This window comes from Acidovorax sp. JHL-3 (genome assembly GCF_000526295.1).
Lineage (GTDB): Bacteria > Pseudomonadota > Gammaproteobacteria > Burkholderiales > Burkholderiaceae_C > Acidovorax > Acidovorax defluvii.
In genome coordinates this window covers 3,005,746-3,017,991 of record NZ_JAFU01000001.1, presented here as the reverse complement: position 1 = coordinate 3,017,991, position 12,246 = coordinate 3,005,746, and the positions used below count along the sequence as shown (strand labels likewise).

Genomic DNA, 12,246 nt, shown 5'->3' with positions numbered 1-12,246 from the left:
GCAGGTGCGATTTGCTCAGAGCAGTCGCCCGTCTTCCCCCAAGGCGTCATCCAGGCGACGCACAAGCGCCTGCAGCTGCTGATCATCGGTGCTCGCGTCGAAAGGCTGGCTTGTTGACCCGATGGTGTGGGCGTGACCGGCTGGTTGTGCACGCTCGGCCGCCAGGTCAGCGGCTTCGCGGTCGGCAATGTCAAACGCCAGATTCAGCGCCGCCAGCACGGCAATGCGTTCGCGCGACCGCACCTTGCCGGCATCGCGGATGCGCGTCATGGCGGTGTCTACACGCTCCACCGCTTCCAGCAACCTTGACTCGTGCCCTTCGGGGCAGGACAGCAGGTAGCTTTGCTGCAGGATCTGCACCTCGATTTGTTTCATTCGGCGTCCTTGGGGGAGGGGGCGGTGGGCAGGCGTTCCAGCAGGGCATCCACCCGGGCGCGGGCGGCGCTCAAGCGTGATCTGAGGGAGTCGCGCTCTTGCGTGAGGCTAGCCACCTGGCTTGCCAGCAGGGCGTTGGTGCGCTGGAGTTCCGCGTGGCGCAAGAGCAGCCGCTCAACGCGTTCGGCGATCTGGTCGGTGGTGGAAGGAGCGTCCATACTGCCAACGATTGTAGAGGGGTGCACCTGGAATGCCCTTAAAATCGCGCCGTTGGTGCTCGCGGTGTGGTTCACATACCGCAGTTCAACGGGAAGCAGGGAGGTTCCGCCAAACATGGTGGGCCCAGCCTGCGCTGCCCCCGCAACGGTCAGCGGACGAATCATCCGATTCCCTCTTCATTCACACGCCACTGGGTGCCTTGAACAAGCGCCTGGGAAGGCATTGGAGGGTGCTCCGCCAGCCCGGATACCGGCCAACACGGTGGTTTCGTGCGCCTTTCAGGGCAAACGAAGCCTTGTCACCCACATGCTGGCGGGGAAGCCGGCTCGGGTTGTTTGTTGATGATGATTCCTATGAAAATCCGTACCCCTCGTGCGCGCCGTATGGCGCCGCTGTGCCTGCGCCCCTGCGTGCTGGCTGTCCTGTCGCTGGTGTCTGCCCAGGTGGTGGCGCAAGCGCAGCCATGGGCTGCGCCCGTACTGCTGGCGCAAAACGCACGCATGCCTTCGCTGCAAGACACCATGGTGACCGCCACGCGCACCGAGCAGCCCCTGGCCGATCTGGTGGCCGACGTGTCCATCGTGGACCGCGAAACCATCGAAGGCAGCGGTGCCACGGGCCTGGCCGATGTGCTGGCACGCCTGCCGGGTATCGAGATTTCACGCAACGGTGGCGTGGGCAACGCCAGCAGCGTTTTTCTGCGGGGCGCTGAATCGCGCTTCACGGCGGTCTATATCGATGGCGTGCGCATTGACTCGCAGTCCACCGGCGGCGCGCAGTGGGAGCAGATTCCCCTGTCGCAGATCGACCGCATCGAGGTGCTGCGCGGCCCGGCCGCTGCGGTCTATGGATCGGACGCCATTGGCGGCGTGATCCAGCTTTTCACCCGCCGGGGCGAAGGCCCCGCCAGGCCCTCTGTGGGCGTGGGCATTGGCAATCAGGGCACCCGCAAGATCGAGGCCGGCATCAGCGGCGCTGCCGGGCAGGATGGGGTGTTTGATTATTCGCTGGGCATTGCGCGTGAAATCAGCGATGGTTTTGACGCCAAGGTGAGCGGCTCCCACAACCCCGACCGCGATAGCTACCAAAGCACCTCGGGCAACGCACGGCTGGGCTTGCGCATCAATGCCCGGCACCGTCTGGATGCGACGCTGCTGGCCAGCCGCATGAAATCAGGGTATGACGATTTCTCCTACAGCCCAGCCAAGCCCACAGATGACCGCAACATGAACCGACTGCGCACGGCAGGCCTCACCTGGGCGGCGCAATGGTCGGATGTGTACAGCACGCGCGTGTCGATTACCGATTCGGTCAACCGCTACGAGACCACGCCATCGCTTTACCTCACCGAGACCCAGCTGCGCGGCTACCTCTGGCAAAACGATTTCCGCTGGGGCGCACATCGTTTCAGTGCCGCCCTGGAACGCCGCGAAGACGACCTGCAAAACGCCCCCATCCAGAATGGCCGCTCGCAGGACGCGCTGGCTCTGGGCTATGGCTTCAACGCGGGGCGCCACACGCTGCAGCTCAATGTGCGCCACGACTCCGACAGCGAGTTTGGTGGCAAGGACACGGGCAGCGCGTCGTATGGCTACGCCTTTGCCCCGCGCTGGCGCGCCACGGCCTCGGTGGGCACTGCTTTTCGGGCACCTACCCTGTACCACCGGTTCAGCGAATACGGCGTGGCCACGCTGCAGCCCGAGACCAGCCGCAACGCCGAACTGGGCTTGCGGTATGCACAAGACCGCAGCAGCTTCTCGGTGGTGGCTTACCGCAACCGGGTCTCGAACCTGATCTCGTTCGCGGGTGCAGGCACCTGTGCATCTGCCTTCGGTTGCTATGCCAACACGGCCCGCGCGCAGTACGAGGGTGTAACGTTTGCCGGGTCTTACCACCTGTCGGGTGTGCAGCTTCACGGCTCGCTCGACCTGCAAAACCCACGCGACCTGGACACGGGCAAGCAGCTGGCGCGCCGGGCCAAGCGCCATGCCACTCTGGGTGCCGACACGCGCATTGCCGACTGGACCCTGGGCGCCGAGGTGCAGGCCTCGGGTCGCCGGTTTGACAATGCGGCCAACACCAATGTGCTGGGGGGCTATGCGCTGTTCAACCTGTATGCAAGCACCCGCATTGCCCGTGATTACACGCTGCTGGCCCGCATCGATAACCTGGCCGACAAGGACTACCAGTTGGCCCGCACCTACGCCACACCTGGCCGTACGCTCTATGTCGGCGTGAAGTGGGCGCCGCAGTGAACATAGCCCCCAAGCTCTCTCACTTCGTGTGGTCGCTGCCCCCCGAGGGGGCGCAGCCTTGCTTGGGGCGGCCCGGCGCGGCGGCTCAGTCTCTGGTCGGTACGCGCTCAGCATGACTCCACCTTCATCGGCCCGCTGCCCGGCGCTGCTGGTCGCCGCACCCGCGTCCGGCCAGGGCAAGACCACCGTTACGGCGGCCCTTGCGCGGCTGCATGCGCGCAGGGGACTTCAGGTGCGGGTGTTCAAGTGCGGGCCCGACTTTCTGGACCCGCACTGGCACCAGCTTGCCAGCGGGGCCCCGGTGCACCAGCTCGACCTGTGGATGACGGGCGAAGCCGACTGCGCCCGGCGCCTGCATGCGGCGGCGCAAGAGGCCGACCTCATCCTCATCGAAGGCGTCATGGGCCTGTTCGATGGCGATCCGAGTGCGGCCGATCTGGCCCAGCGCTTCGATGTGCCGGTGCTGGCGGTGGTGGACGCGTCGGCCATGGCTGGCACGTTTGGTGCACTGGCGTTTGGCTTGCAGCACTACCGCCCGGGTTTGCCTTGGGCGGGCGTGCTGGCCAACCGCGTGGGCAGCGCACGCCATGCCGACATGCTGCAGGCTGGCTTGCGCGAGCCCCAGGATTGGCTGGGTGCCGTGATGCGGGTGACCTTGAAAGCTGATGTGGGCGCTGCCCGTGCTGCCGGGGCCTTGCTGCCCGAGCGGCACCTGGGCCTGGTGGCGGCGCACGAGCTGCTGGACAGCCAGCAGCGCCTGGATGCCGCTGCCGACGCGCTGGCGGCCACGCCGCTGGGGCAGATGACGGCCCAGGACCTGCAACGCTGGGCGGTGGATTTCCCCGCGCCCGCGCACACGGCTGCCGTGCCCGCCTTGCTGGCGGGCCGCACGGTGGCCGTGGCGCGCGATGCCGCGTTCTGCTTCATCTACGCCGCCAACGTGCAGTGCCTCACGCATATGGGCGCGCGCGTGGTATTTTTTTCGCCCCTGCACGACGCGGCGCTGCCCCAGTGCGACGCCGTGTGGCTGCCCGGTGGCTACCCCGAGCTGCACGCCGCGCAGATTGCCGCCAACACCGGCATGCAGGCCAGCCTGCGTGCACATGTGGGCGCAGGCAAGCCGCTCTGGGCCGAGTGCGGCGGCATGATGGCGCTGATGGAATCCATCGCTCTGGCCGATGGCAGCACCGCCCCACTGTGGGGGCTGCTGCCCGGCCAGGTGACCATGCAAAAGCGCCTGGCAGCGCTGGGGCCGCAGCAACTGGCCGTGGCGGGGCATACCCTGCGTGGCCACACGTTTCATTATTCGACCTGCGACAGCAGCGCCACCGTGGTGGCCCGCACGGCCCGGCCGGGTGAAGTGCCCGCGCCGGATGCTGGCGAGGCGCTGTACCAGCAGGGCAGCATCCACGCCAGCTACTTTCACGCGTGGTTTCCTTCCAGCCCCGAGGCTGTGGCCCACCTGATGGGCGGAGTGCCCCTATGACCATGCCGCACGCAGCCATCACCACCGAACTTATCCTGGGCGGCCAGAAAAGCGGCAAGTCGCGCCGCGCCGAGCTGCTGGCGCGCGACTGGCTGGCGCAGGCGGGCGACCACCGCGCGGTGCTGATTGCCACGGCAGAGGCCTGGGACGACGAAATGCGCGAGCGCATCGCGCGCCACCAGCGCGACCGCGCCGCACGCGTGCCGGGCCTGCAGACTGTGGAAGAGCCGCACGACGTGGCCGCAGCCGTAGCGCGGCACAGCGCTGCCCACACGCTGGTGGTGGTGGATTGCCTCACGCTGTGGCTCACCCACTGGACAATGCCTTTCGGTGTGGAAACCATGGATATTGAGCAAAAACAGGCTCTAGACCATATCTGGCAATCGCAAGCAGCTATGTTTTTTGAAGCGATCAGGCAGTCCCCCGGGCCCGTGGTTCTGGTGGGCAACGAAATCGGTCTGGGCGTCATCCCGATGGGACGCGAGGTGCGTGCCTTTGTCGATGCCCTGGGCACGCTCAACCAGCAAGTGGCGCAGTTGTGCCCGCGCGTCACCCTCATGGCGGCCGGGCTGCCTTTGATTTTGAAAGAACCCCGCCCATGAAACCAACCCCCGTGCGCCGCATCCTGTGGGTGATCGCCATCCTGGTCGCGCTGGGCCTGCTCATGGCCGGCCTGGCGCAGGCGCAGGCGCAGACGCAGACGCAGACGCTGATATCTGCCCCGGCCATCCAGGTCACCGACGACCGTGGCCGCACCGTCACGCTGCCACGGCCGCCCCAGCGCATCGTGAGCCTGCTGCCCTCGCTCACCGAAGCCGTCTGCGCGCTGGACCAGTGCCATCGCATGGTGGGGGTAGACCGCTATTCCAACTGGCCCGAAGCCATTACCCGGCTGCCGCAGGTGGGTGGCGGGCTGGACCCGAACATTGAGGCCATTGTGGCGCTGCGGCCTGATGTGGTGTTGATGGCAACGTCGTCGCGCGCGTCGGCCCGGCTTGAATCGCTGGGCGTGGCGGTGGTGGCGCTGGAGCCCAAAACCCACGCCGACGTGCAGCGCGTGTTGGGCAAGATCGGCCAGGTGCTGGCCGTGCCCGACGCGCAGCGCGTGTGGCGCCGCATCGACGCCGCGGTAGAGGCGGCAGCGCAGTCGGTGCCGCCCGCCGCCCGTGGCGCGCGTGTGTATTTCGAGGTGAACCGGGGGCCCTATGGCGCGGGCACCTCGTCGTTCATTGGCGAAACGCTTACGCGCCTGGGCGCCCGCAACATCCTGCCCACAGCGCTGGGGCCTTTTCCCAAGCTCAACCCCGAATACGTGGTGCGGGCCGACCCGGACCTGATCATGGTGGGTGCGCGCAGCGTGGAGGGCCTGGCCGAGCGCCCCGGCTGGGGCAGTCTGCGCGCGCTGCGCGAGCAGCGGCTGTGCGTGTTCTCGCCCGAAGAATCCGACGTGCTGGTGCGGCCCGGTCCGCGCATGGCCGAAGGCGCGCGCCTCATGGCCGGTTGCCTGGCCAGCAAGGCAGTGCCTGCCGCCACGGGCGCTGCGGCGGGGCGTTCATGAGCTTGTCGGTTGCACGGCGCGGGCGCTGGCTGGGGCTGGCGCTGGTGTTGGCCAGCCTGCTGCTGATGCCGCTGGGCACCAGTGTCGGCAGCGTGGGGCTGGAAAACCTGTGGCCCGCATTGTTTGGCGACGGCACCGAGCCCGCAACCCGCGCCACGGCCTGGCAGATCGTGTGGGACATTCGCCTGCCGCGCACACTGGGCGCCTGGTGCGCCGGGGCCCTGCTGGGCCTGGCGGGCGCGGTGGCGCAGGGGCTGTTTCGCAACCCGCTGGCCGACCCGTATCTGTTGGGCAGCGCCTCGGGCGCGTCGCTGGGTGTGGCCTTGGCGCTGGCGCTGATGGGCGGCGGTGCGGGCATGTTGGGGGGCGCATCGGCTGCAGCGGCCGTGTCGGTGTTTTCAAGCCACTGGCTGGTGCGGCTGGGGCTCACCGGGGCCGCATTTGCCGGGGCCGTGCTGGCGGTGATGCTTACGCTGGCACTGGCGCGCGGGGTGCAGCACACGCTGCGCCTGCTGCTGGCGGGCGTGATTGTGGGTGTGGTGCTGGGGGCCTTCACCTCGCTCATCTTGCTGATGTCGCCCGATTCGTTGCAGGCCATGCAGGCCTTTTTGCTGGGCTCCACCGGTTTTGTGGGCTGGACATCGTGCCTGTTGATGGCCGGGGTGTGGCTGCTGTGCCTGGTGGCGGCCTGGGCGCTGTCGCGCGTGCTCGATGGCCTGGCGCTGGGCGAGTCCACCGCGCACAGCCTGGGTCTGCCGCTGGCGCCGCTGCGTGCCGCCTTGGTGGCGGTGCTGGCGCTGGCCACGGGCACAGCCGTGGCCCAGACGGGGTTGATCGCCTTCGTGGGCCTGGCGGCGCCGCATCTGGTGCGCGCGGTGGTCAAGGTGCCGCATGGCCGCCTCATGGGGCTGGCCAGCCTGATGGGCGCCGTGCTGCTGGCGGCGGCCGATTTGCTGGCGCGCGGGCTCATCGCCCCGCAAGAGCTGCCGGTGGGCGTGCTCACCGCCGTGCTGGGCGGTGGCTACCTGCTGTGGCTGATGCACCGGCGCACCGGCCCCGGGGGGCTGCTATAAATGGAATTTGCTACCAAAAATATAGCTGTAGGGGCTTATGGTGTAGGCGCCAGCATCGGAAAAGCTTCTGTATTGCACGGCATTACGCTGCAGCTCGCGGCCGGCCGCTGGACGAGCATTGTGGGCCCCAACGGCGCGGGCAAGTCCACCTTGCTGCGTGCGCTGGCGGGGCTGATGCCGTGCAGCGGCAGCGTGCATCTGCTGGGCCGTCCGCTGGCCGAATGGCCGCGCGGTGATCGGGCTCGGGCCCTGTCGTGGCTGGGCCAGAACGAGGTGGCTGCCGATGACCTCACGGTGTATGACGTTGCCATGCTGGGCCGCCTGCCGCACCAGCCCTGGCTGTCGCCGCCCAGCGCGGCCGACCATGCTGCGGTCGAGCAGGCCTTGGGCGCCACCCAGGCGTGGGACTGGCGCCACCGCGCGCTGGGCCAGCTCTCGGGCGGCGAGCGCCAGCGCGTGCTGCTGGCCCGGCTGCTGGCTGTGCAGGCGCAGGTGCTGCTGATGGACGAGCCCCTGGCCAACCTCGACCCGCCGCACCAGTCCGACTGGCTCTTGCTGGTGCGCGCCCTGGTGGCGCAGGGCAAAACCGTGGTCAGCGTGCTGCACGAGGTGTCGTTTGCGCTGCAGGCCTGCGACATGGTGGTGCTGGCGGCAGGCCGCGTGCTGCACCACGGCGCCTGCAATGCGCCCGCAACGCACGCCGCGCTGGAGCAGGTGTTTGACCACCGCATACATGTGCGGCAACTGGAAGGCATGTGGATGGCGCTGCCCCGCTTGCAGGCCCCCTGATGCTTATCCCTTTTCCTCTTGAAAGACCCATTCGATGCAGATTGAAGCCGCCCCCACTGAAAAACGCTACGAAAAACCCGAGGGCGAGCGCCGTGGCCTCGTCATCGTCAACACTGGCGATGGCAAGGGCAAGAGCACCGCAGCCTTTGGCCTGGCGCTGCGTGCGCATGGCCGGGGCAAGGCCGTGAAGATTTACCAGTTCATGAAAGTGCCCACGGCGCGGTTTGGCGAGCACCGCATGTTCGAGCAGATCGGCATCCCCATCGAAGGGCTGGGCGACGGCTTCAGCTGGAAGAGTCAGGACCTGGAGCATTCGGCGCAGCTGGCGCGTGACGGCTGGGAGAAGGCGCGTGCCGCCATCCTGTCGGGTGAATACTTCATGGTGGTGCTGGATGAAATCACCTATCCGTTGATCTACGGCTGGCTGCCGCTTGAAGGCGTGCTGCACACCCTGCGTGAGCGCCCCCGTGATGTGCATGTGGTGCTCACTGGCCGTCGTTGTCCCGAAGAGATCATCCAACTGGCCGACACCGTGACCGAGATGCGGCTGGTCAAGCACGCGTTCAAGGCGGGCGTGCCCGCGCAGCGGGGCATTGAGGACTGATGGTGACGGCAGCGGATGGCGCAGACAGCGTGCATCCTTACCTCCAAGCCTTTGCGCCAGGTGAGGCATGGGCGTGTACCGGGCAATTTTTGAACGAGGCGGCACGCGCCCGTTCGCCGGCGGCCATGCGCACTGCGTGGGCTTCATGCAGCCCTGACGCAGCGACCCGAGGACGCGGAGCTGATCGGCTTGCAGTGCCCGGGGCCGGTGCAGGCGATTGATGACGAGCCCCTGCTGGTCCCCTCCGGTTGGGCCCGGCGCCAGCCGCTGGATGCGCTGGCGTCTGTCGGTGCCTGGAGCCAGGCCAGCATCCTGTTTCCCTGAGAATGGACACCATGGATCTCGAAGTTTTAGGGTTGCCCCAATCCCTGGGGACCGCGTTGTGGGGTGCGATGGCCTTGTTAATGGCGGTGTGGCTGGACCGCCTGGTGGGCGAGCCGCCCGAGCGCGTGCACCCCGTCGTGTGGATGGGGAAGGTGCTGCGCTGGTGGGGCGAGCGGCTTGCGCCGCTGTCGCCCAGGGCGGCAGATTGGAAGTGTTTTTGGGCTGCAGCGCTTGTCTGGTGTGCGCTGGCAGCTATGGTTTTTGTGATTTTCTGGGGCCTGCAACGCGCCGCAATGCAACTGCACTGGGTGCTGGCGCCAGCAGCGATGGCGCTGCTGCTCAAACCGCTGTTCGCCTGGCGCATGCTGTGCGACGAAGTGCTGGCCGTGGAAGACGCCCTGGCCCGCTCGCTCCCAGAAGGGCGCGAGCGCCTGGCGCGCCTGGTGAGCCGGGACGTGTCGCAACTCAGTGCACTGCAGGTGCGCGAATCGGCCATTGAGTCGCTGGCAGAAAACCTCAACGACTCGGTGGTGGCGCCGCTGTTCTGGTTTGCACTACTGGGCCTGCCCGGCGCCGCGCTGTACCGCTTTGCCAACACGGCCGACGCGATGTGGGGCTACCCCGGAATGCGCGGCGGGCGTTACTGGCAATGGGCGGGTAAATGGGCAGCGCGCGCAGACGATGTGCTTTCGTGGCTGCCCGCGCGCATCACGGCTTTATTGCTGGCGCTGACCGTGCGTGGCCTGCCGCTGCGCACGCTGGCGCGCCAGGCACGTAAGACCCCCTCGCCCAACAGTGGCTGGCCGATGGCGGCGATGTCCATGGCACTGGGGGTGCGGCTGGCCAAGCCGGGGGTGTATGTGCTCAACGGCAAGGGCCGCGATGCCGGGCCGCTCGATACGCGGCGCGCGCAAAAGCTGGTCTCCCTGGTGGTGATGGTGCTGGTGCCGCTGGCGGCAGTGGCTCACTTCCTGGTCGCCCTGGCGACCGGCGCATGACCCACGTGGTGGCGTTCCCCATGCATGGTGGCCCCGATGCCGCAGGCGTGCCGCTGCACGATTTTTCGACCAACAGCAACGCTTGTGGCCCGTGCCCCGAGGCACTGCACGCCGTGCAGTCGGCCGATGCCACGCGCTACCCCGACCCGGCCTACACGGCGCTGCGCGAGGGTTTGGGTGCTTTTCATGGCGTGACCCCGGCGCGCATTGTGCTGGCGGCCAGTGCCAGCGAGTTCATTCACCGCATGACCGCCCTGGCCGCACAGCAAGGCGCGGTGCAGGTGGCAGTGCCGCCGCACAGCTATGGCGACTATGCCCAGGCTGCGCAAGTGCGCGGGCTCGATGTTGTGCGGGGAGGTGGTGCTGCGGCGGGTTTGCAATGGGCGTGCGAGCCATCCAGTCCGCTGGGTCGGGCAGATCCTGCGGTGCGCACATGGCAGGACGGCAGCACCGTCGCTGCGCTGCGCGTGCTCGACTGCGCTTATGCGCCGCTGCGGCTGGACGAGGAGGGTGCCTGGGCTGGATCGCCATCGCCGCACCTGCCATCGGCCTGCTGGCAGCTGTGGACGCCTAACAAGGCCATGGGGCTGACGGGCGTGCGTGCGGCCTATGCGGTGGCGCCAGCAGATGCCGATGAGCGGGTCGATGTTTTGAACGCCATGGCTCCCTCGTGGCCCGTGGGGGCACATGGGGTGGCTTTGCTGCATGCGTGGATGCAGCCCGCGGTGCAGCAGTGGCTTTTGCACAGCCTTGGTCGACTGCGCGACTGGAAAACCCGCCAGCATGGGCTGTGTGCCGACATGGGTTGGCAGGTGCAGCCGGGCAGCCTGGCCAACTACTTTTGCGCACGACCCGATGGCTTCGCCCAGTCAAAAGCCTTTTTGCAAATACTCCCCGGCTTGCGCAGCGCTGGCATCAAGCTGCGCGATTGCACCTCGTTCGGCTTGCCTGGCGTGGTGCGCCTGGGTGTGCTGCCACCTGCTTCGCAGGACGCCCTGGCTGCCGCGTGGCGCGGGATTCAGGTGACCCTCCCCCATCAGAAAGACATGGCATGACAACGACTTTTCTGGGGCGCCCCCTGGCCCGCTGCGTCATGGTGCTGGGCACCACCAGCGGCGCTGGCAAAAGCTGGCTCACCACCGCGCTGTGCCGTCACTACGCCCGTCAGGGCCTCAAGGTGGCGCCCTTCAAGGCGCAGAACATGAGCAACAACGCGCGTGTGGTCGAGGGCATAGACGGCGCCTGGGGCGAGATCGGCTCGGCGCAGTACTTCCAGGCCCTGGCCGCGCGCGCTGTGCCTGATGTGCGCATGAACCCGCTGCTGCTCAAGCCCGAGGCCGACACGCACAGCCAGGTGGTGTTGATGGGCCAGGTAAGCGCAGAGCTGACAGCCATGCCCTGGCGCGGCCGCAGTGAAAAGGTTTGGCCGCAGATCGCGACAGCGCTCGATGCGCTGCGCGCCGAAAACGACGTGGTGGTGATCGAAGGCGCGGGTTCGCCTGCCGAGATCAATCTGCACGCCAGCGACATCGTCAACATGCGCGTGGCGCGCCATGCGCAGGCGCGTTGCCTGCTGGTGACCGACATCGACCGGGGTGGTGCCTTCGCCCACCTCTACGGCACCTGGGCGCTGCTGCCCGAAGACGAGCGTGCGCTGATTGCAGGCTTTGTGCTCAACAAGTTTCGGGGCGATGCTGCCTTACTGGCGCCCGCGCCGCAAATGCTGCAAGCGCTGACCGGCGTGCCTACCGTGGCCACCATACCGATGTGGTGGCAGCACGGCCTGCCCGAAGAAGACGGCGTCTTTGACGACCGCACGCTGACCGCCGGTGCCGTGCACACCACGGTGGCCGTAGTTGCCTACCCGCGCATCAGCAACCTCGACGAATTCCAGCCGCTCAAGAACGTGCCCGGCCTGCGCCTGCAGTGGGTGCGCAGCCCGGCCGACGTGGCGGGGCTGCGGCGCAACGACTGGATTGTGCTGCCGGGCTCCAAGGCCACAGCCGCCGATCTGGCCTGGCTGCGCACGCAGGGGCTGGACCAATCCATCGCCGCGCACGCGGGCCGGGGCGGCACCGTGCTGGGCGTGTGCGGTGGCCTGCAGATGCTGGGCGAGGCGCTGATCGACCCCGAGGGCATCGACGGCAACGGCCCCGGCCTGGGCCTGTTGCCGCTGGTCACCGTGTTCGAGCCCGCCAAGACCGTGCGGCGCACCAGCGCAGCCTTCGGGCAGCTCACGGGCGCCTGGGCACCGCTCTCGGGCGTGCGTGCAGAGGGCTACGAAATCCACCACGGCCAGACCGCCCAGCACCCCGCCATGGCCGCCAAGGGCGACGTGGTGCGCGAAGTCATGCCCGGCATCGCCTGGCAGAACCCGGCGGGCAATGTGCTGGGTTTGTACCTGCATGGTTTGTTCGAGGATGCCGCCGTGCTGCACGCCCTGTTCGGCGCCCAGGCGCCCACGCTGGAGACCGTGTTCGACGGCCTGGCCGATGGCGTGGCCCGGCACTTCGACCCGGGCGTGCTGGACGCGCTGATCGCGTAAGAAATGCGCGGCTTGCGGCT

Annotated in this window: 12 protein-coding genes and 1 riboswitch; of the genes, 10 read left to right on the top strand and 2 right to left on the bottom strand. The window is 67.9% G+C overall.

From position 1 onward, the window contains the following. Positions 1-15: 15 nt before the first annotated feature. Positions 16-375: a cell division protein ZapA gene (locus K226_RS0114055; RefSeq protein WP_024815425.1), complete on the bottom strand. Its 360-nt coding sequence runs from the start codon at positions 373-375 to the stop codon at positions 16-18. Further along, complete coding sequence (locus K226_RS0114050) at positions 372-593, bottom strand: hypothetical protein (protein ID WP_024815424.1); 222 nt, start codon at positions 591-593, stop codon at positions 372-374. The genes K226_RS0114055 and K226_RS0114050 overlap by 4 nt, the downstream gene beginning before the upstream one ends. A gap of 36 nt (positions 594-629) precedes the next feature. Further along, a riboswitch (cobalamin riboswitch) is annotated at positions 630-867 on the top strand. An 80-nt stretch (positions 868-947) separates the two neighbouring features. On the opposite strand from K226_RS0114050, the gene K226_RS0114045 reads away from it, so the two are divergent. The 10 genes from K226_RS0114045 to K226_RS0113990 all read left to right on the top strand — a co-directional run bounded on the left by K226_RS0114045 (position 948) and on the right by K226_RS0113990 (position 12,226). After that, positions 948-2,849: a TonB-dependent receptor domain-containing protein gene (locus tag K226_RS0114045; protein WP_024815423.1), complete on the top strand. Its 1,902-nt coding sequence runs from the start codon at positions 948-950 to the stop codon at positions 2,847-2,849. 112 nt (positions 2,850-2,961) lie between these two features. Beyond that, entirely contained in the window at positions 2,962-4,335 is a 1,374-nt protein-coding gene (locus tag K226_RS0114040; RefSeq protein ID WP_024815422.1) for a cobyrinate a,c-diamide synthase, read from the top strand. 2 nt (positions 4,336-4,337) lie between these two features. Next, on the top strand, positions 4,338-4,937 hold the full coding sequence (locus K226_RS0114035) for a bifunctional adenosylcobinamide kinase/adenosylcobinamide-phosphate guanylyltransferase (RefSeq protein ID WP_155886552.1): 600 nt from the start codon (positions 4,338-4,340) through the stop codon (positions 4,935-4,937). Beyond that, positions 4,934-5,893, top strand: coding sequence for an ABC transporter substrate-binding protein (locus K226_RS0114030; RefSeq protein WP_024815420.1), 960 nt, complete (start codon positions 4,934-4,936; stop codon positions 5,891-5,893). Before K226_RS0114035 ends, K226_RS0114030 begins: the two co-directional genes overlap by 4 nt. After that, positions 5,890-6,966 (top strand): iron ABC transporter permease, encoded by a 1,077-nt coding sequence (locus K226_RS0114025; RefSeq protein ID WP_024815419.1) that lies wholly within the window; start codon positions 5,890-5,892, stop codon positions 6,964-6,966. The genes K226_RS0114030 and K226_RS0114025 overlap by 4 nt, the downstream gene beginning before the upstream one ends. Beyond that, positions 6,967-7,755, top strand: coding sequence for an ABC transporter ATP-binding protein (locus tag K226_RS0114020; protein ID WP_035241091.1), 789 nt, complete (start codon positions 6,967-6,969; stop codon positions 7,753-7,755). A 34-nt stretch (positions 7,756-7,789) separates the two neighbouring features. Further along, positions 7,790-8,359, top strand: a complete 570-nt coding sequence (cobO, locus tag K226_RS0114015; RefSeq protein ID WP_024815417.1) for a cob(I)yrinic acid a,c-diamide adenosyltransferase — start codon at positions 7,790-7,792, stop codon at positions 8,357-8,359. Positions 8,360-8,694: 335 nt separating this feature from the next. Next, a complete protein-coding gene (gene cbiB / locus K226_RS0114000) occupies positions 8,695-9,681 on the top strand; it encodes an adenosylcobinamide-phosphate synthase CbiB (RefSeq protein ID WP_051463542.1) in 987 nt (328 codons plus the stop codon). Continuing rightward, complete coding sequence (locus tag K226_RS0113995) at positions 9,678-10,736, top strand: aminotransferase class I/II-fold pyridoxal phosphate-dependent enzyme (protein WP_035241088.1); 1,059 nt, start codon at positions 9,678-9,680, stop codon at positions 10,734-10,736. The genes cbiB and K226_RS0113995 overlap by 4 nt, the downstream gene beginning before the upstream one ends. Next, a complete protein-coding gene (locus K226_RS0113990; RefSeq protein WP_035241086.1) occupies positions 10,733-12,226 on the top strand; it encodes a cobyric acid synthase in 1,494 nt (497 codons plus the stop codon). Before K226_RS0113995 ends, K226_RS0113990 begins: the two co-directional genes overlap by 4 nt. Positions 12,227-12,246 lie beyond the last annotated feature (20 nt).